We start from the raw sequence: 17,390 nt of genomic DNA, 5'->3' as shown, positions 1-17,390 counted from the left end.
GCGTCTCTTGGGGCGGTTCACGGAAACGCGAGCCGCCTGCTTCCTCCGCTTTGAATTCCGGCGGACGATGCGATTGTCGTCTCGAACTCCGAGCCTAAGACGAGGGCAGGCACGTGTCGCGATTCACGACAGCGTGACGCGCCGAGCCATGACTGCGGACCGTTTGACGGCTTCGATTACCTTCAGGGTTTCAAGTCCCTCTCGCCCGCTGACCAGAGGCTCCTCGTGACCTCGGATGACCTTGCAGAACTGCCGTATCTGAAGGACAAGCGGATCCTCGGTCTCGACGCTGACGCGTTTCCGGTCGAAGGGCTCCAGCCAACTCCGCTCCGCTGGGTTGCACCATATGTCGAGCGAAGGAACGGCGAGCGAGCCGTGTGTTCCGCCTATCATGTAGCAGGCCTCTTCCGTCTTCGGATAGGCGGCGTTCTCTCCGGTCGTCATCTCCCAGCTCCATGGCGCGACAACGGAATCCGAAACCGACGCAGTGCCGAGAATTCCGTTCTTGAATTCGATTAAGATCACGGCTGTCTCCTCGACGGCGTTTCCACGCATTGCGTTGGACTCGCGCTCCTCGACGGCCGCGATATCCCCAAACAGGTAGCGAAGATTGTCGATGTCGTGGATCAGATTGAGAAACACAGGTCCCGCGCCGCGCTCCCGTCGCCAGGGCATGTCGAAATAGTCGTCCGGCTTGAACAGCCAGAACATTGCGTTGACGACCAGTATCCGACCGAGCCTCCCGCTTTCAATGATCTGTTTTGCTCTCTGCATCATCGGATTATGCCGGCGATGATGACCCGTCAGAAGCGGGACCCCCTTGGCTTCTGCCGTCTCTATGAGTTTCTCGCCGGCTGCAATGTCGTCGGCAACCGGCTTCTCAATCAGTGCCGGGATGCCGGCTTCTACAGCCTCCATGCCGTTCGAGACATGCACTTGGTTGGGGGTGGCGATGATGACGCCGTCCGGACGCTGGACGGCGATCATGTCGGCAAAGCTCGGAAACCATCTGACGCCGGCCTCCTTTGCAATCTTTCGACCGACCGATGTGGGATCCACCACGGCGACGAGGTCCGCCGCGGGTTCTTCCAAGACAAGTCGAATGTGACGCTTCCCAATCAGTCCCGCGCCGAGCACTGCTAGTTTGACCTGGTCGACCATTTTGTGTCAGCCGTTCTTCGGGGTCTTTAGCATTGTCGCGACGCGGCGGATGCCGAGCTGGTAGCCTTCCGTCCCAAGTCCGGCGATTACGCCGTCTGCCCTGTGGGAGACAAAGGAGTGGTGGCGGAAGCTTTCGCGCTTATGCACGTTGGAGATATGGATCTCGATGACGGGACCTTCGAACGTATTCAGGGCGTCGAGGATGGCAACCGACGTGTGCGTGAATGCAGCTGGATTGATGACGATGCCGGCTCCATCCTCACGCGCTTCATGGATCCAGTCGATGATTTCGTATTCGCGGTTGCTCTGGTGGAAGCGGAGCTCGTGTCCGAGTTCCGATGCCAGTTTCCGGCAGTCGGCCTCGACGTCAGCCAGCGTTTCGTGGCCGTAGATATGCGGCTGGCGCTTGCCGAGAAGGTTGAGATTTGGACCGTTCAAAACATAAAGCAGGCTCATTGCAATTATCCTTGTGAAGGCAACGCCTGAGTTCAGGCGAACGCTATTTCCTGGAATGCGAAATCGGGATCGGATTCGTAGAGATCTGCGCGTAGCCCTAGCCGTCCTTCCTCCAATGCGGGTGCTGCGACATTGTGCGCGGCGTCGAGAACCGCTTTCAGCAGCTCTCGTTTGGTCTCCGCCGGCCGTCCGGGAGCCATGCGCACAATGATTTGGATGAAGTGATTGTCGGCATGCTCGTCACCGACGCAGGAGAAAGTCGCCTCCCTGGCGAATGTGCGAACTATAGCAGGCTTTACCAGGCCCCCGTCGCGGACTCGGCGATGCACCGCTCTGGTCAGCTCGTCAATAACGACGCGTTGGGCAGCGCCCCGGCTGTAGTCGATGATGATATGCGGCATCACATGTCCTCTCGATCACACTGCAGCTCGGCACAACTCTTCGAAGTGACGCGACATGCGTTCCGCGTCCGGATGCACGCCCGTGAACAATTCGAACGCGGCGGCGGCCTGGAATACCGTCATTCCACCACCGGGCAGCGTTCTGCAGCCCTTCTTCTCGGCCAAAGCCAGAAGTTCGGTCACAAGCGGCATGTAGACGATGTCAGCGACCCAGTGACGCGATTGAAGCGATCTCGGGTCGATCGGGATGCCAGGATAGCTTCGCATACCCGTCGGCGTGGCATGGATCAGCCCGTCGGCCGAAGCGAGCGTGGCGCTGACATCCCTGATCGGCTGCGCGCAGCTTTTTGAGAAGCGCTGGTTGAGCTGATCGGCAAGCGTGGCGGCGCGATTTGCGTCCTGGTCGAAGATCGAAAGCATCTCGATTCCGAGCTTGATGGCTGCGTGCGCGACTGCGACCCCTGCGCCGCCAGCGCCGAGCAGAACCGCATGTGCTTTGGCAACATCGGGTAATCCGCGCTCGAAATTCTTATAAAAGCCATACCAATCGGTGTTGTGCCCGATCCGCTTTCCGTTGCGAAGCACGACCGTGTTGACTGCGCCGAGCATCTGGGCATCTTCCGACAGATCGGTAAGGTGAGCTATGACGGTCTGCTTGCACGGATGGGTAATGTTGCTTCCCGCAAAGCCCCGGCGTTCGATCTCGTCGAGAAGCTCTGGCAGCGCAGATGCAGGAAGATCACGCTCGGCCAGATCGAGAAGCTCGTACCGATATTCCAGTCCAAGCTGGTATGCTTCGGTCTCATGGAGAGCCGGCGACTTCGACATCTGAATGTCTGCGCCGATTAGCCCGACATGGAATTTCCTATTGTCCATTTTGATAGCTCTACCGGATCAGTGATGGGCAAGTATTTCGCCGAGAAACGCCCTGGTGCGCTCGTGCTGAGGAGACTCGAAGAAAACCTCGGGGTCAGCCTCTTCGATGATCTCACCAGAGGCCATGAAGATGACCCTGTCTGCTACCTGGCGGGCGAAGCCCATTTCATGGGTCACACAGATCATGGTCATGCCGTCGCGTGCGAGCCCGATCATTGTATCCAGCACTTCCTTGACCATCTCGGGGTCCAGCGCACTCGTGGGCTCATCGAACAGCATCACTTTCGGCTCCATGCAGAGCGCACGCGCGATTGCGACGCGCTGCTGCTGGCCCCCCGAAAGCTGGGCGGGATATTTCTCCGCCTGATCGAGGATCCGGACACGTTCCAGATATTTTCGTGCCAGTCGTTCGGCGTCGGCGCGGCTGGTGCCACGAACGCGCATGGGGGCCAGCGTGCAGTTCTGGAGCACGGTCATGTGAGGGAACAAATTGAAACTCTGGAACACCATGCCCACTTCGCGCCGGATCGCATCCACGGCCTTGGTGCTGCCATCCAGCAACTGTCCTTCGACGACTATCTTCCCGTCCTGGATCGTCTCAAGCGCGTTGATGCAGCGGATCAAAGTCGATTTGCCGGAACCCGACGGGCCGCAAAGGACGATCTTCTCGCCTTTGCGAACCGACAGGCTGATGTTTTTCAGGGCATGGAAGGAGCCGTACCATTTCTCCATCTTCTCAAGTGAAATCAACATCGACTGATCGTTTGAAGAATTGAGCACGGCGCCCTCCAGCTTTACTTGACGGTGAACGGGATGTTGGGGATGGATTCGGGGAATGTCGGAAGTTCGATGCCCATCCACTTCTTGGTGATGGCCGCCAGCTCCCCGCTTGCCTTGATCTTGTCGATGAAGCTGTTGGTGGCTTCGTTCCAGTCTTTCTCGCCAAGGCGCGTTCCGACGCCATTATAGGTCTTCAGGAAGTCGATCTTACGCTCGTAAGTCCCGGCGCTGGCCGCATCGAGCCTCTGTCCGTAGAACTGGTTGCCGCCCACAGCCTTCACCTGACCGGAAATGAGAGCCTGGATGGTGGCGGCGTCATCGTCGAACCGGCGGATTGTTGCAGTCGATCCTACGGCGTCCGTCACGGCCTTATCCTGCGAGCTCGACTTCGGCACACCGATCTCCCAGGCCGCTACATCGGCCGGCGCCTTTACGGCATCGGCCTTCGCGGCATAGAGGGAGATTGTGTTCGCTGCATAGGGCTTGCTGTACTGGATCGATTTGGCGCGCTCCTCGGTCATGGCCATTGTGGCGAACAGGATGTCGACCTTCCCCGTCGTCAGCGCCGGAATTCGGTTGGCGACGGCGAGCGGCTGGAATTCGACCTTCACGCCGAGTTCCTTGGCAAACAGCGTCGCGATATCGGCGTCGAAGCCGTCCTGCTTGCCGCTCGTATTTACAAAGCCCCATGGCGCGTTGTCGCCCTGGATGCCGACGACGAGAGTGCCCTTGGCTTTGATCTCTTCGACAGTGGCGGCCGATGCGGCGGCGGCGCCGATGGTGGCGAAAGCGACCGTCGCAAAAGCGATTCCCAGAAATTCCCTACGGTTGGTCTGCATTGCTTATTCCTCCTCTTTGTTTTTGCTTCGAACGAAGCGGTTAGCGGACTGCTTTCGCCATCCGTTTTTCGAGGCCACTTCCAAGGTGCGACAGCGGCCAGCAAATGATGAAATAGATCACGCCGACGATCCCGAAGACGAGGAGCGGGCGGTAGGTCTGGTTCGAGATAATCTGTCCAGCTCGGGTCAGCTCGATGAAGCCGACGATCGCGGCGAGCGACGTTCCTTTGATCAACTGGACAAGGAAGCCGACGGTCGCAGGCATGGAGATTTTCAGGGCCTGCGGAAGGATGACGTCTTTCATCCGCGATACGTAGTGCAGGCCCAGCGCGTTTGCGGCTTCGTTCTGACCTTTCGGCACGGCTTCGATGGAGCCGCGCCAGATCTCGCCGAGGAAGGCGCTCGCATGAAGAGTGAAGGCGATAGCCACCGCGATCCAGGCGTTGACATCAACGCCGAGCAGCGCCACGCCGTAGTAAACGACGAAGAGCTGCATCAGGAGCGGCGTGCCCTGGAAGAGTGCGATGTAGCCCGAAGTTGCGACGCGCGCCGTCCGGTTTTTTGATGTGCGCGCCAGGGCGATCACTATCCCGAACACGCCTCCACCTACAAAGCCGATGATCGCGAGCAGGACGGTCCATTTCAGACCCTGCAAGATGAATAGAAATTCGTTTTCGCCGATGGGACCCATAAGTGCCTCCTATCGCGTCGGGTAGTTGAAGTAGTGGCGGGAAATGAGGGCAAAGAGGCCCATCATCATGGTCGAAATCACGAGGTAGATGGTAGTTACGGAGAAATAGACCTCGAAGCTTCGGAACGTGTCGGATTCGATTCTCTGCGCCGCCGACGTCAGCTCGTAGGCTGCGATCGAGGTGCAGACGGAGGTGGTGAGAGTCAGCATCACGAACTGACTGGTGAGCGATGGGTAGATTGCCCGAAGAGCCGGCTTCAGCACAATCAACCGGAAGACGTCGCCCTTGTGGAGGCCAAGTGCGAAGCCTGCCTCGATCTGACCCTTGCTGACGCTCTCGACGCCGCCACGGATGATCTCGATCGCGTATGCCCCGCCGTTGATGCCCAGTGCGATAATCGCGGTAACCGTCGGGTTGAGGCGTATCCCCAACAAGGGAAGCGCGAAGTAGATGAAGAAAATCTGTACGAGGAATGGCGTATTCCGGACGATTTCCACGAACCCGATGACGGGAGCTCGAACGAGCCGGATCTTGGACGTTCTGGCGGCAACGCCGATAATACCGATGACCAGCGCGAGGACCATTCCGGCCAGCGCCAGTCCGATCGTACCGAGCGAACCCCAAAGCAATTCCGGGGCGCGGTCAAAGACCGCACCAAAATCGAATGTATAACCCATGTATGATTTCCTCCTTCCGGTGCGGATCACCTGCATCCGCGCCGGACTATCGATCCGGTCCGACTATTCTTTCCGCGCAGCCGAAAAGATGTTTAAGGTGGACCTCCGGCGCCATGGATCCGACCAAAGGCACCTCCACCGAGATGGACGCGGCGGCGCCGACCGCAGAAACCAGATCGTCCAACGGCAACTCACCTTCCCCTGGAGGCAGTCGGCCGCTTCTTGCTTCCGCGATCATTTCCTCCGGCTTCGTCGGCGCCGGACCGGCCACGTCGCATAGTTGGACGTGCTTCACTTTGTCGAGGTTGGCCCGTAGGTCTGCCAGAGCCGCGCCGTTCCTGAAGAAATGAATGCCGTCGACGAGAACGCCGGCATTCTCCATCCCCGCCTCGGTCACGAGGTCGATGCCATCTGCAAAGGCTTTGACAACCCGCCAGCCCATATTCTCGATATCAACCGCCAACCCGTACCGTTCCGCGAGGGCGCAGAAATCCGAGAAGTTCGATAGCAACCTGGCATGATCCGGATCGTCACCGCAGACGCTGAGCCGACGCGCTCCAATATTCGCAGCGGCGGCGATGGTCGCCTCCACTGACGATGCGTCGAAAGTGGGATCGATCACGAAGAACTCGATATCGAAGACCTCGACTTCTTCACCGGCAAGCACAGCCTTCAACTCTCCGGCCGCTGCGCTGCCTACAGGCAGTTCATAATACGGCGCACCGGGAAAGGCTGGATGGAGCCTGAGGCCGATCCTGGAGAAACCTGCCCGTTTGGCAATCTTCGCGAACTCCGTGGGGGGCAGCATTATAGACGAGAAATGCGCGACGCCGATCGGGACGGTCGACTTTGATGTTGAGGCGGCCATCATACGACACCTTTCGTCGCAAGATGATTTCGAAGATTGGTCCCGGTCCGGTGGATGTGCTGGCGCAGCTTCTCGCAGGCATATTCAACGTCGCGTGCCACGGCACCCTGCGCAATCTCGCTGTGCTCCTGGCCTACGTTGCGGTCCCCGGATGTGCGGATGAGGAAGGCGCGGCGGTATCGGTCGTTGAGATTCAGCAGAAGATTGCAGAAGTGGAGAAGCAGCGGCTTGCCACAGCCCGAGATTAAGGTGAGGTGGAATTCGCGATGCAGCGCTTCCCAGTGTTCCAGCGTTTCGGGACGGGCGGCGTCGCGCTCGGTTCGGTTCAGGCGATGGAGCGCACGCATGATGTTGCCCTCCCACTCGACGTCGCCGATGCGAATGGATTCGCGCAGTGCGAAGACCTCGAGCTCCTCCCGAAGGGTCGTAACTTCCTCGAGATTGGCAAGCGAGATCGGGGCGACGCGATAGCCTCGATTGTCCTGAAACTCAACCAGGCCGTCGGAAATGAGTCGGGCCAGGCCTTCGCGCAACGGGCTGAGGCTGACATTGAACGTCTTTCGGGCCTTGTCGAGATTGATCTTGCTGCCCGCCTCCAGTTCGCCGGAAATGATCGCCTCTCGAAGACGCGATGCGAGCTGGCTGCCGATGGTGTTTTTACCATCATCGGCGAAGGTGGCGGGCGGCGCATCTTCCTCTGTCGGCGCGCCACGGGCGCTGTCGTCGCTCGAGTCCATCACTCCTCCCAGGCAATCCGGCTCAACTTTCGATGATCGATATAATAAACGATTATCTGTGTCAACTTGTCGTCAGTATTATTAGCGACGAGCTTCCTGGAGAAGGAATAATTTTTGCAGTTTTTCTTTTGAAAATCAATTAATTGCTGATGATGTGCGCAAGAGATGAGGCAGGCGAGTGCGGTTTGGACACTTTCGCTTGCTTGACAAATAATCGATTATTTTATATTCGGCGCTCCATGAGGAGGTGGCAGTATGCCAATCAGAACTGAGAGCGAGGTGACGCCTGCCGTCGTCGCTGTGATGAATCGCACCGAGGATCCCAGGCTGCGTGAAATACTCGTCGCAATGGTGAAACATCTCCACGCCTTCGTGCGGGAGGTCAGGCTTTCGGAAGCCGAATTCCGGGAGGCCACGGCGGTCCTCAACGAAATTGGCCAATTGCAGACTGACAGTCACAATGAGCTCGTGCTCATGGCAGGGTCGCTCGGGGTCTCTTCGCTCGTCTGCCTGCTCAATAACGGCGACAAGGGGCAGACAGAGACGTCGCAATCGTTGCTCGGGCCATTCTGGCGGCTTAACTCTCCGCGAATCGAGAACGGTGGAATCATCATCCGGTCCGAGACGCCAGGCACGCCTTTGTTCGTCCATGCGAAGGTGATCGATCGGGAGGGCAAGCCTATCGCAGGCGCCGAGGTCGACGTGTGGCATGCGTCGCCTGTCGGTCTTTACGAAAACCAGGATCCCGACCAGGCAGAAATGAATCTCCGCGGGAAGCTCACCACGGACGAAGAAGGCCGCTTCTGGTTCAGGACGGTGAAAATGGTTGGCTATCCGATCCCGGTCGACGGGGTCGTGGGTCGCCTTCTCAAGGCGCAAGGCCGCCACCCCTATCGCCCCGCCCATCTGCACGCGCTCATCTTCAAGCACGGATACAAGACACTCATCTCGCAGGTCTTCGATCCGAGCGATCCGAACATCGACTCCGACGTGCAGTTTGGCGTGACCGCGGCGTTGACCGGCGACTTCGTCCGGCATGAAGAGCCGCACCCGACCGACGCTGACGTCGCAGGGCCGTGGTTCTCGCTCGATTACACATATGTCATGGAGCCAGGCGAGGCAGCCCTGCCACGCCCTCCGATCAAATAACGAAAGCAGCAGAGCCAATCATGATCACGGACAAGGAACGCCAGGAGGCAGCTGACGCGCTGCTGAAGGCCGAAGTCGAACGCAAGCCAATCGTCCAACCAAGCAAGACATATCCGAACCTGGAACTCGAAGACGCCTACAAAATACAAGCGCTCTGGGCGCAGGCGCGGATTGCGAAAGGCGCACGGATCGCTGGCCACAAGATCGGACTAACGTCGCGGGCAATGCAGATGGCCTCGAAAATGACGGAGCCCGATTACGGCGTCATTCTCGACGACGCTCTCTTCAATGATGGAGCGCAAATCAAAGCGGATCTGTTCATCAAGCCCCGTCTCGAAGTCGAACTCGCATTCGTAATGGGCGAGAATCTCGAAGGTCCAAGCACCCGCATCTATGACGTCATGCGGGCGACCGAATTTGTCGTTCCCGCTCTCGAAATCATCGACTATCGAACCGAAGTGCCAAGAGCCATCACCGACACAATCGCCGACAACGCGGCTTTCGGAGCGATCGTCATCGGTGGTCGTATCGTTCGGCCGATGGACGTCGATATCCGCTGGGTCGGTGCGACGCTTTCGAAAAACGGCATCATCGAGGAATCCGGCGTTTCCGCAGCCATCATGGGCCATCCAGCCGCCGGAATTGCATGGCTCGTGAACAAGCTCCATGCTGTCGGAGGCGGTTTGAAGAAGGGCCAGATCGTCCTTGCCGGCTCGTTCACCCGCCCCGTGGATATCGCCAAAGGCGACGTCATCCAGGCCGATTACGGGCCGGTCGGCTCCATCGGCGTTTCGTTCGTGTGAGGTGGTGATGGAACTCCCTGTCAATCACTTTAAACGAAAGCTCATGGCCGGACAAAGCCAGATCGGTTTATGGTGCGGCCTTCCGGGAAGCTATGCAGCGGAAATCGTCGCGCCATCGGGTTTCGATTGGCTGCTGTTCGACACCGAGCATTCTCCCAGTGACGTCCTCACCGTCCTGCCACAATTGCAGGCGGTTGCGCCCTACAAGGTTTCGCCCGTCGTACGCCCTGCCTTCAACGACCCCGTGCTGATTAAGCGGTTCCTGGACATCGGCGTGCAGACGCTGCTAGTTCCATATGTGCAGAATGAGGAGGAGGCGATGGCCGCTGTAGCAGCCATACGGTATCCGCCGTGCGGAATTCGTGGTGTCTCCGCCTTGACGCGTGCTACCCGCTTCGGGCGTGTTGCGAACTACGCGCAGATCGCGGAGCAGGAGATATGCCTGCTTCTTCAAATCGAGACCCGTGAAGCGCTCGATCGTCTCGAGTCCATCGCCGCTGTCGAAGGAGTGGACGGCATCTTCATCGGGCCGGCTGATCTCGCGGCGAGCTTTGGCCATCCTGGTCAACCGGGTCACCCTGAAGTGGTAGCTGCGATCGAAGACGCGATAAGGCGCCTGAAGGCGCTTGGAAAGCCGACCGGCATACTCACCCCCGACGAAAAGTTCGCAGCCCGCTGCATTTCGCTGGGGACGCTGTTTACCGCAGTCGGTGTAGACGTCGCCCTGCTTGCAAGAGGATCCGAAGCACTCGCGGCCAGGTTCGCATCTTAGGGAGTTCGAAGATGCCGACGCGAAAGCAGATTTTGGCTGAGATAGCGCCGGCCGGCGCGATCAGGGCCGCCGTCAACATGTCAAATTCGGCGTTGGTCCGATGGGACGATGAGGCGGGCGCCTTGGTCGGTCCGAGCGCTGAGCTAGCCCGCAAGATCGCCGAACAACTTGATTGCGGCCTCTTCCTGATCCAGTACGGCTCGGCCGCCGACATACTCGCCGATGCAGACGGCGACGAATGGGACATCGCTTTCATTGCCTCGGATCCATCCAGAGCCGACCGCTTCTCCTTTTCACCTCCATACATCTTCGTCAAGGCGACCTATCTCGTGCCTGACAGTTCGTCCTTCCGGCGGGTCGAAGACGTTGATGTCGAGGGAGTCCGGATTGCGTCTGCAAGGAGTGCGGCCTACACTAAGCAGCTCGAACGAATGCTTGAAAGAGCAACGGTTTTCCACACTGACAGCCCCGCAGCAGCCGTCGATCTACTTGTCGGATCCCAGTGTGACGCGGCTGCCGGATTGACCGAATATCTCATCCAGACTTCGGTGCGCATTTCGGGCTTCCGGCTCTTGGAAGGAACATTCTCCGAAATCCCCCAGACGATCGCCGTGCATAAAAGAGCCATCCATGCCTCAGCCTTTTTCGCAGATTTCATACACCATCTGCATGGCGCCCCATAGGCGATCGGGTCGCCGGGGTTCGTTTGGCTGGGCAATGATGAGCGGCATTCTCGTTGCGACCGTGCTGACCATTCTGGATTCCCATCGCTGTTCGTCTCGCCTGAGTTCGCGCTGATTCCATTGCCTTCCCGAACAGGCTAAGCTGCGAAGGAATGCCGGAAGACCAGCCGTGATCCCGGCCGTTCGTTGACGGGGAGGGCGCGGCATGGCCGATTATAGTCTTGAGACAAGCTGGTGCCCGGTCGAAGGCAGTTTCGGGCGCTTGACTTTCACGCTCCACAATCTTTCGGCCGAGCCGTTGTCCGGCTTCTCGCTCTGCTATACGTCGGAGACGCGGGTTGCCGACAAACATGTCTGCGACGGCGGCAGCCTCAAGCGGCAGGTCGCGCATTTCCATGAGTTCCTGCCGTCCGAGGAGTTGACGGTGCCGCCGGGTGGGTGCTGGCGGTTCACGGTCGAGGGGCTGAGCCGAGAGCCGAAACATGTCACGGCTGGCGTTAAATCCGCTTATCTGACACTTGCCGACCGTCGTCACCTTCCGGTCGATTTCGGCGATCTGATGCTCAAAGGCCGGGATGGGGGTGTGTCGCCGCCGCTCTTGCCGCCGGGCAAAGCCGATGAACCCTATGCGCTGCTCCCCTGGCCGCTGTCGCTGGGGCTGAAGGCGGGTGACTTGCCAGCCACCCTCTATCCGGCCGAGAGGACGCGGCCTGATGCGATCGAGGCCTTCTCCCAGGTTCTTTCTCTTTACCAGCGCCTCTACCCAGCCGAAGACGCGGCGTTTTCGCTGAGTGCCGTCGATGGCGGACGGCGCGTTCGTTTCGTCGCCGAATCGTCGATCGCCGCCTTCGCCTACGAGCTGCGTTTCACTGCGCATGAGATCGTGCTTTCGAGCGCGGATGACGCGGGGCGGCGCTACGGCCTCATCAGCCTGGCGCAGCTGCTGCATGGCGCCCGCGCCGATGGCGAAAGATTTAAATTCCCCAATTTCGGCACGATCGCCGACCAGCCGCGTTATGACTGGCGCGGCTGCCATCTCGATGTATCGGGGCGGTTTTATCCGGTGACCGACGTCGTGCGGCTGATCGATATCCTCGCTTGGAACAAGCTCAATATTTTCCACTGGCACCTGACCGATGACGAGGCCTGGCGATTGGAGATCAAGGCCTATCCGGAATTGACGGCCGTCGGCGCACGGCTGGGGCTCGACGAAGCGCTGGCGCCACAGTACGGCGACGGGCCGGAAACGCGCGCCGGCTATTACACGCAAGACGACGTCAGGCGGATCGTTGCGCATGCCGCATCGCTTGGTGTCGAGGTGGTGCCGGAAATCGATATTCCCGGCCACAGCGCCGCAGCGCTTTCCTCATTGCCCGATCTCGTCGACCCGCAGGAGGCTGAGGACAGTTACCGCTCGCCGCAGGGATATGCCAACAATGCCCTCAACCCGGCAGTCGAATTCACCTACGAATTCCTCGGCACGGTGTTCGACGAAATGATGTCGCTGTTCCCCGGCGAGTATTTTCATATCGGCGGTGACGAGGTTGCGTCCGGCGCCTGGCTTTCCTCCCCTCTCTGCCAGGCGCTGATGAAGCGGGAGAAACTGGCCGGACCCGCCGCGCTGCAATCCTATTTCCTCAAGCGCGTCCACGGCATGCTGTCGGAGCGCGGCAGGAAGCTCGCCGGCTGGAATGAGGTCTCGCATGGCGGCGGGGTCGATCGCGACGGCACGCTGCTGATGGCCTGGGAAAGGCCTGACGTCGGCATCGAACTGGCGCAGGCAGGTTACGACGTGGTGATGACGCCGGGACAGGCCTATTATCTCGACATGGCGCAGGCGGAAGCCTGGTCCGAGCCCGGCGCAAGCTGGGCAGGCTTCACGCCGCCGGAGCGGACCTACTGTTACGAGGCCGAGGGCGAGTCGCCGGAGGCGCTGAAGGGGAAGATGCGCGGGATCCAGGCCTGTATCTGGAGCGGCGACATCGCCTCGCGCGCGCATTTCAACCGGCTGGTCTTCCCGCGTCTTTCGGCAATCGCCGAGGCCGCATGGACACCGGCGGACCGGAAGGATTGGGACCGGTTCGCAGTGATCGTGCGGATGTGGCCTAAGCTTTAGGAAGCACTGCTTCGGCTTTCAGCCCCAGCAGTGCTGCGCCGATCAGGCCGGGTTCGATACGGCATTGGCTGCGCACCACCAGCGGCCGGTCGAACTTGCGCAGGATGCGGGCGCGCACGGCGTGGTCGAGTTCGGCAAGCAATGGCTCGACATTTGACAGGCCGCCGCCGACCGGCACGATGGTGGCGCCGGTGATGTTGATCGTCAGCGCCAGGGGCGAGGCGACGAGATCGACATAGACGTCGATCGTCCGTGTCGCCTTCTCCTCGCGCTGTTGCCATTGCGCGATGATCGCCTCGCTCGAAAGATCGAGATCGTGCAGCGTCTTGTGCAGCCGTTCCATGCCACGGGCGCCGCCGACGGTGTCGACGCATCCCTTCTGGCCGCAGCCGCAGGCATAGGCGGGAATGGCGACAGGCGGATTGCCGGCTGCGGAGGCGATGATCGGCCCGTGACCCCATTCGCCGGCAAAACCGCCGGCCTCATTGACGAGGCGGCCGTCGGCAATCAGGCCACCGCCGACGCCGGTGCCGAGGATGGCGCCGAAGACGATGCGGTGGCCGCGCCCGGCGCCCAGGCCGGCCTCGGCCATGGCGAAACAGTCGGCGTCGTTGGCGATCAGCGCCGGCAGACCGAGTTCGGCTTCGAGATCGGCGGCCAGCGTGCGGCCATGGATGCAGGGAATGTTGGCGCAGATCAGCCGCTGGCTATCGGGATCGACGACGCCGGCGATGGAGAGCGCGATGCGGCTCGGCGCTTCACCGGTTTCGGTGATGATGGCGCGCAAGGTCCCGACGAAAGCGGCGAAATCATCTTTCGGCGTCGGGCGGCGGCCGAGGGGGACGATGTCTGTCTCGGAGCGGGCGATGCCGCCCTTGATGGCGGAGCCGCCGATGTCGAATGAAATGATCATTGCCACCCTGCCGTTTCTCTGGTCTGTGGTGTCTGCTCGCACTGTTGGCGGGGAATTACAAGCCTTCATTCCGCCGTCCGCCATGCGCCTGTGGCGCGAACGGGAATGATCCAGCCAAATCGCCACCAACAGCTATTCCCGTCCGACAAGTCATTCAATTGGCATATTGCGCGGCCAAAATCTGCGCCTGCACTTCCATCATTCACTGGTATCATGACCATCGAAAACGCCGATTCCCATAGACGCAGAAGACCACGTCCACCCCGTCCCAAAGGTCGCCGCCTCTCATCCATCCTGCGTCAGCTGGCCGCCGACCGGAGCCGGGAGCGAATTTCGATCGGCGACCTGTTCCAGACGATGGGCGACAGGGCGATCAGCGCGCTGATGCTGATCTTCGCGCTGCCGAACGCTTTTCCCACGCCGCCAGGGACTTCGGCAGTGCTCGGCGCGCCATTGGTCTTCCTGGCGGCACAGTTGACCTTCGGGCTGAAGCCCTGGCTGCCAAGGATAATTGCCGACCGTTCGATGCGGCGGGAGGATTTCGAAACCATTGTCGGCCGCATCCACCGCTGGCTCGCCTGGGCGGAGCGCATGCTGAAGCCAAGGCTGGCGATCTTCGCCGAGCCGCCGGCGGAATATCTCGCCGGGGCCGCATGTCTGTTGCTGTCGATCGTGCTGCTGCTGCCGGTGCCGCTCGGCAACATGCTGCCGGCGATCACGATCTCGGTCTTCGCCTTCGGCATATTGGGCCGCGACGGGCTCTTTGCGCTGATCGGCTTCGTGATGACGGCGGTGTCGCTGGTCGTTGCCGGCGGCGTGATTTACGGTCTCGCGAAGGCGGCGATCTATCTCGTCGTGCAATGGTTTGCCTGAGTAATTCGGCAGGGCTCCTTTCAACGGGCTCGACATTTGCCGGAATTTGTTTTGATCTGGCGGGATACAGATTCAAATCATGTTCGGCGGCGGCACGCCGGTTCACTTTGGCGCGGTAGGCATTCAATGGCAAAAAGATCCGAGACCCCTGCACGGCTCGACGATGCGGCGCGTGCCGGCTGGCTCTACTACGTCGCCGGGCGCACGCAGGATGAAATCGCTGCCGCGATGGGCATCTCGCGGCAATCGGCGCAGCGGCTGGTATCGCTGGCGGTCGCCGAGCGTCTGATCAAGGTGCGGCTCGATCATCCGATCGCCGCCTGCCTGGAGCTCGCCAGCCAGTTGCGGCGGAAATTCGGGCTGAAACATGTGGAGGTGGTGCCGAGCGATTCCGGGTCGTCGGCGACGGTCGGCATTGCCGAGGCGGCCGCGGCCGAGATCGAGCGGTGGCTGAAACGGGCCGAGCCGATCGTGCTTGCCGTCGGCACCGGCCGGACGCTGAAGGCGGCGGTCGATCAGCTTCCGGCGATCGAATGTCCCCATCATCGCATCGTCTCGCTGACCGGCAATATCGCCCCGGACGGATCGGCGGCTTATTACAACGTCATCTTCAGCATGGCCGATGCCGTGAAAGCGCGGCACTATCCGATGCCGTTGCCGGTGCTCGTCACCTCGGCGGAGGAGCGGGAGCTGCTGCATGGCCAGCAGCTGGTGCGCTCGACGCTTGACATCAGCGCGCAAGCCGACGTCACCTTCGTCGGCATCGGCGAGCTCGGCATCGACGGGCCGCTTTGCGTCGACGGTTTTCTCGAGAAGGACGAGATGATGGAGCTGATGCGCGGCGGCGCCGTCGGCGAGATCTGCGGCTGGATCTTCGATGTCGACGGCAGGTTGCTGGACAACCCGATCAACGAACGCGTCGCATCGGCGCCGATCCCGTCCCGCGACGCCTCGATTGTTATTGGGCTGGCCAAGGGCAAGCGCAAATTCAAGGCGATCAGGGCTGCGGTTGTCGGCCATCAAATCAATGGTCTGATCACCGACGAAGAGACTGCTGAGTTTTTGCTCAGAAACTGAGCAAAAAATACACTATTTAAATCAATATCATAACTGTCTCCTTCGGCACCGCAGCAACGATTGCCGATTGACATTCTTTATCATTTATTGAGTAATTGCCCATGAGCGAAGCGAATGCTCACACCCCATCTTCTGGGAGGAAGATTATGACATTGAGAACTTTTCTGCTGGGCGCCTGCTCAGCGCTGGCGTTTGCCGGCATGGCTTCGGCCGAGACGCTGACAATCGCAACCGTGAATAACGGCGACATGATCCGGATGCAGAAGCTGACGGATGATTTCAAGGCGAAGAATCCCGGCATCGACCTTGAATGGGTAACCCTCGAAGAAAACGTGCTGCGCCAGAAGGTCACGACCGACATCGCGACCAAGGGCGGCCAGTACGACGTTCTGACCATCGGCACCTACGAAGTTCCGATCTGGTCAAAACAGGGCTGGCTGCTGCCGCTCGACAACCTCGGCAAGGATTACGACGCCGACGACCTGCTGCCGGCGATCCGCAGCGGCCTGACCACGGACGGCAAGCTCTATGCTGCGCCGTTCTACGGCGAAAGCTCGATGGTCATGTACCGCAAGGACCTGTTCGACGCCGCAGGCCTGAAGATGCCCGACGCCCCGACCTGGGACTTCGTTGCCGACGCTGCTCGCAAGATCACCAACAAGGACAAGGAAATCTATGGCATCTGCCTGCGCGGCAAGGCGGGCTGGGGCGAGAACATGGCCTTCCTGACGGCCATGTCCAATTCCTTCGGCGCACGCTGGTTCGATGAAAAGTGGAAGCCGCAGTTCGACCAGCCCGAATGGAAAGACACGCTCGACTTCTACGTCAAGCTGATGAAGGATGCCGGCCCTCCGGGCGCTTCTTCCAACGGCTTCAACGAAAACCTGGCGCTCTTCCAGACCGGCAAGTGCGGCATGTGGATCGACGCAACGGTTGCCGCTTCCTTCGTCGCCGATCCGAAGCAGTCCCAGGTCGCCGACAAGGTCGGCTTCGCGCTTGCCCCGGACAAGGGCCTCGGCAAGCGTGGCAACTGGCTCTGGGCCTGGAATCTTGCCATCCCCGCAGGTTCGCAGAAGGTCGAAGCCGCTGAGAAGTTTGTCGCCTGGGCAACGAGCAAGGAGTACACCAACCTCGTCGCCGAGAAGGAAGGTTGGCTGAATGCACCTCCAGGCACCCGCACCTCGCTCTACGCGAATGCGGACTACCAGAAGGCGGCGTCCTTCGCCAAGATGACGCTCGACTCGATCAACTCGGCCGATCCGACCAAGCCGACCGTCAAGCCGGTTCCCTATGTCGGCGTCCAGTTCGTGGCGATCCCGGAATTCCAGGGCATCGGTACGGCAGTGGGCCAGCAGTTCTCCGCAGCACTTGCCGGCCAGCTTTCGGTCGACCAGGCCCTGCAGGCCGCCCAGCAACTGACCACGCGCGAAATGACCAAGGCCGGCTACATTAAATAAAACCTCCTGAGCAAGAGGCGGATTCTTGACGATCCGCCCCTCTGGGCCGCCGATTGCCCG

At 60.3% G+C, this 17,390-nt stretch carries 20 protein-coding genes; 9 read left to right on the top strand and 11 right to left on the bottom strand.

Translation table 11 applies throughout. The features are described 5' to 3' along the window. Window positions 1-123 precede the first annotated feature (123 nt). The 10 genes from GR197_RS08705 to GR197_RS08660 are packed head-to-tail and all read right to left on the bottom strand — an operon-like array spanning window position 124 to window position 7,487. On the bottom strand, window positions 124-1,161 hold the full coding sequence (locus GR197_RS08705; RefSeq protein WP_164008505.1) for a Gfo/Idh/MocA family protein: 1,038 nt from the start codon (window positions 1,159-1,161) through the stop codon (window positions 124-126). 6 nt (window positions 1,162-1,167) lie between these two features. Next, the gene (gene aroQ, locus GR197_RS08700; RefSeq protein WP_164008503.1) at window positions 1,168-1,617 is read right to left on the bottom strand and encodes a type II 3-dehydroquinate dehydratase; all 450 of its coding nucleotides are present in this window, start codon (window positions 1,615-1,617) and stop codon (window positions 1,168-1,170) included. A gap of 32 nt (window positions 1,618-1,649) precedes the next feature. Then, a complete protein-coding gene (locus GR197_RS08695; protein ID WP_164008502.1) occupies window positions 1,650-2,018 on the bottom strand; it encodes a 5-carboxymethyl-2-hydroxymuconate Delta-isomerase in 369 nt (122 codons plus the stop codon). A 15-nt stretch (window positions 2,019-2,033) separates the two neighbouring features. Next, window positions 2,034-2,894: a shikimate dehydrogenase gene (locus GR197_RS08690; protein WP_164008500.1), complete on the bottom strand. Its 861-nt coding sequence runs from the start codon at window positions 2,892-2,894 to the stop codon at window positions 2,034-2,036. Between the two features lie 18 nt (window positions 2,895-2,912). Then, the gene (locus tag GR197_RS08685; RefSeq protein ID WP_164008577.1) at window positions 2,913-3,647 is read right to left on the bottom strand and encodes an amino acid ABC transporter ATP-binding protein; all 735 of its coding nucleotides are present in this window, start codon (window positions 3,645-3,647) and stop codon (window positions 2,913-2,915) included. A 41-nt stretch (window positions 3,648-3,688) separates the two neighbouring features. Continuing rightward, on the bottom strand, window positions 3,689-4,513 hold the full coding sequence (locus GR197_RS08680; protein ID WP_164008498.1) for a transporter substrate-binding domain-containing protein: 825 nt from the start codon (window positions 4,511-4,513) through the stop codon (window positions 3,689-3,691). Between the two features lie 40 nt (window positions 4,514-4,553). Continuing rightward, complete coding sequence (locus tag GR197_RS08675) at window positions 4,554-5,204, bottom strand: amino acid ABC transporter permease (RefSeq protein ID WP_164008496.1); 651 nt, start codon at window positions 5,202-5,204, stop codon at window positions 4,554-4,556. Window positions 5,205-5,213: 9 nt separating this feature from the next. Next, window positions 5,214-5,882, bottom strand: coding sequence for an amino acid ABC transporter permease (locus GR197_RS08670; RefSeq protein ID WP_164008494.1), 669 nt, complete (start codon window positions 5,880-5,882; stop codon window positions 5,214-5,216). Window positions 5,883-5,928: 46 nt separating this feature from the next. Next, window positions 5,929-6,750, bottom strand: coding sequence for a sugar phosphate isomerase/epimerase family protein (locus tag GR197_RS08665; RefSeq protein WP_164008492.1), 822 nt, complete (start codon window positions 6,748-6,750; stop codon window positions 5,929-5,931). Next, complete coding sequence (locus GR197_RS08660) at window positions 6,750-7,487, bottom strand: GntR family transcriptional regulator (protein ID WP_164008490.1); 738 nt, start codon at window positions 7,485-7,487, stop codon at window positions 6,750-6,752. The genes GR197_RS08665 and GR197_RS08660 overlap by 1 nt, the downstream gene beginning before the upstream one ends. Window positions 7,488-7,742: 255 nt before the next feature. Between GR197_RS08660 and GR197_RS08655 the strand changes: the two genes are divergently transcribed. The 5 genes from GR197_RS08655 to GR197_RS08635 all read left to right on the top strand — a co-directional run bounded on the left by GR197_RS08655 (window position 7,743) and on the right by GR197_RS08635 (window position 13,010). After that, window positions 7,743-8,636, top strand: coding sequence for an intradiol ring-cleavage dioxygenase (locus tag GR197_RS08655; protein WP_164008488.1), 894 nt, complete (start codon window positions 7,743-7,745; stop codon window positions 8,634-8,636). A 20-nt stretch (window positions 8,637-8,656) separates the two neighbouring features. Then, window positions 8,657-9,439 carry a 2-oxo-hept-4-ene-1,7-dioate hydratase gene (hpaH, locus tag GR197_RS08650; protein WP_164008486.1) on the top strand — a complete coding sequence of 261 codons (783 nt, stop codon included), beginning with the start codon at window positions 8,657-8,659 and terminating at the stop codon, window positions 9,437-9,439. Between the two features lie 7 nt (window positions 9,440-9,446). Next, complete coding sequence (gene hpaI, locus GR197_RS08645) at window positions 9,447-10,211, top strand: 4-hydroxy-2-oxoheptanedioate aldolase (protein ID WP_164008484.1); 765 nt, start codon at window positions 9,447-9,449, stop codon at window positions 10,209-10,211. A gap of 11 nt (window positions 10,212-10,222) precedes the next feature. After that, window positions 10,223-10,894: a transporter substrate-binding domain-containing protein gene (locus GR197_RS08640; protein ID WP_164008482.1), complete on the top strand. Its 672-nt coding sequence runs from the start codon at window positions 10,223-10,225 to the stop codon at window positions 10,892-10,894. 205 nt (window positions 10,895-11,099) lie between these two features. Next, window positions 11,100-13,010 carry a beta-N-acetylhexosaminidase gene (locus GR197_RS08635; protein WP_164008480.1) on the top strand — a complete coding sequence of 637 codons (1,911 nt, stop codon included), beginning with the start codon at window positions 11,100-11,102 and terminating at the stop codon, window positions 13,008-13,010. Here GR197_RS08635 and GR197_RS08630 read toward each other — a convergent pair. Continuing rightward, window positions 13,000-13,923 (bottom strand): ROK family protein, encoded by a 924-nt coding sequence (locus tag GR197_RS08630; protein WP_164008478.1) that lies wholly within the window; start codon window positions 13,921-13,923, stop codon window positions 13,000-13,002. The genes GR197_RS08635 and GR197_RS08630 overlap by 11 nt on opposite strands. Here GR197_RS08630 and GR197_RS32615 point away from each other — a divergent pair. The 4 genes from GR197_RS32615 to GR197_RS08615 all read left to right on the top strand — a co-directional run bounded on the left by GR197_RS32615 (window position 13,904) and on the right by GR197_RS08615 (window position 17,330). Beyond that, complete coding sequence (locus GR197_RS32615) at window positions 13,904-14,032, top strand: hypothetical protein (protein ID WP_281409514.1); 129 nt, start codon at window positions 13,904-13,906, stop codon at window positions 14,030-14,032. The genes GR197_RS08630 and GR197_RS32615 overlap by 20 nt on opposite strands. A 185-nt stretch (window positions 14,033-14,217) precedes the next feature. Next, window positions 14,218-14,796 carry an exopolysaccharide biosynthesis protein gene (locus GR197_RS08625; protein ID WP_204330125.1) on the top strand — a complete coding sequence of 193 codons (579 nt, stop codon included), beginning with the start codon at window positions 14,218-14,220 and terminating at the stop codon, window positions 14,794-14,796. Window positions 14,797-14,922: 126 nt separating this feature from the next. Then, the gene (locus GR197_RS08620; protein ID WP_164008475.1) at window positions 14,923-15,873 is read left to right on the top strand and encodes a sugar-binding transcriptional regulator; all 951 of its coding nucleotides are present in this window, start codon (window positions 14,923-14,925) and stop codon (window positions 15,871-15,873) included. Between the two features lie 146 nt (window positions 15,874-16,019). Beyond that, window positions 16,020-17,330: an ABC transporter substrate-binding protein gene (locus GR197_RS08615; RefSeq protein WP_164008473.1), complete on the top strand. Its 1,311-nt coding sequence runs from the start codon at window positions 16,020-16,022 to the stop codon at window positions 17,328-17,330. The last annotated feature ends 60 nt before the right edge of the window (window positions 17,331-17,390 follow it).

The organism is Rhizobium phaseoli (assembly GCF_010668805.1).
In the GTDB taxonomy this organism is placed as follows: domain Bacteria; phylum Pseudomonadota; class Alphaproteobacteria; order Rhizobiales; family Rhizobiaceae; genus Rhizobium; species Rhizobium phaseoli_A.
Note: the sequence above shows the minus strand (reverse complement) of the source record. Positions and strands in the feature narration are given on the sequence as shown.

What these genes read in the sequence shown, in the direction of transcription:
- GR197_RS08705 (WP_164008505.1), bottom strand. Translation starts at nt 1,161, where the DNA reads ATGGTCGACCAGGTCAAACTAGCAGTGCTCGGCGCGGGACTGATTGGG.
- aroQ (WP_164008503.1), bottom strand. Translation starts at nt 1,617, where the DNA reads ATGAGCCTGCTTTATGTTTTGAACGGTCCAAATCTCAACCTTCTCGGC.
- GR197_RS08695 (WP_164008502.1), bottom strand. Translation starts at nt 2,018, where the DNA reads ATGCCGCATATCATCATCGACTACAGCCGGGGCGCTGCCCAACGCGTC.
- GR197_RS08690 (WP_164008500.1), bottom strand. Translation starts at nt 2,894, where the DNA reads ATGGACAATAGGAAATTCCATGTCGGGCTAATCGGCGCAGACATTCAG.
- GR197_RS08685 (WP_164008577.1), bottom strand. Translation starts at nt 3,647, where the DNA reads ATGTTGATTTCACTTGAGAAGATGGAGAAATGGTACGGCTCCTTCCAT.
- GR197_RS08680 (WP_164008498.1), bottom strand. Translation starts at nt 4,513, where the DNA reads ATGCAGACCAACCGTAGGGAATTTCTGGGAATCGCTTTTGCGACGGTC.
- GR197_RS08675 (WP_164008496.1), bottom strand. Translation starts at nt 5,204, where the DNA reads ATGGGTCCCATCGGCGAAAACGAATTTCTATTCATCTTGCAGGGTCTG.
- GR197_RS08670 (WP_164008494.1), bottom strand. Translation starts at nt 5,882, where the DNA reads ATGGGTTATACATTCGATTTTGGTGCGGTCTTTGACCGCGCCCCGGAA.
- GR197_RS08665 (WP_164008492.1), bottom strand. Translation starts at nt 6,750, where the DNA reads ATGGCCGCCTCAACATCAAAGTCGACCGTCCCGATCGGCGTCGCGCAT.
- GR197_RS08660 (WP_164008490.1), bottom strand. Translation starts at nt 7,487, where the DNA reads ATGGACTCGAGCGACGACAGCGCCCGTGGCGCGCCGACAGAGGAAGAT.
- GR197_RS08655 (WP_164008488.1), top strand. Translation starts at nt 7,743, where the DNA reads ATGCCAATCAGAACTGAGAGCGAGGTGACGCCTGCCGTCGTCGCTGTG.
- hpaH (WP_164008486.1), top strand. Translation starts at nt 8,657, where the DNA reads ATGATCACGGACAAGGAACGCCAGGAGGCAGCTGACGCGCTGCTGAAG.
- hpaI (WP_164008484.1), top strand. Translation starts at nt 9,447, where the DNA reads ATGGAACTCCCTGTCAATCACTTTAAACGAAAGCTCATGGCCGGACAA.
- GR197_RS08640 (WP_164008482.1), top strand. Translation starts at nt 10,223, where the DNA reads ATGCCGACGCGAAAGCAGATTTTGGCTGAGATAGCGCCGGCCGGCGCG.
- GR197_RS08635 (WP_164008480.1), top strand. Translation starts at nt 11,100, where the DNA reads ATGGCCGATTATAGTCTTGAGACAAGCTGGTGCCCGGTCGAAGGCAGT.
- GR197_RS32615 (WP_281409514.1), top strand. Translation starts at nt 13,904, where the DNA reads ATGTCGAATGAAATGATCATTGCCACCCTGCCGTTTCTCTGGTCTGTG.
- GR197_RS08630 (WP_164008478.1), bottom strand. Translation starts at nt 13,923, where the DNA reads ATGATCATTTCATTCGACATCGGCGGCTCCGCCATCAAGGGCGGCATC.
- GR197_RS08620 (WP_164008475.1), top strand. Translation starts at nt 14,923, where the DNA reads ATGGCAAAAAGATCCGAGACCCCTGCACGGCTCGACGATGCGGCGCGT.
- GR197_RS08615 (WP_164008473.1), top strand. Translation starts at nt 16,020, where the DNA reads ATGACATTGAGAACTTTTCTGCTGGGCGCCTGCTCAGCGCTGGCGTTT.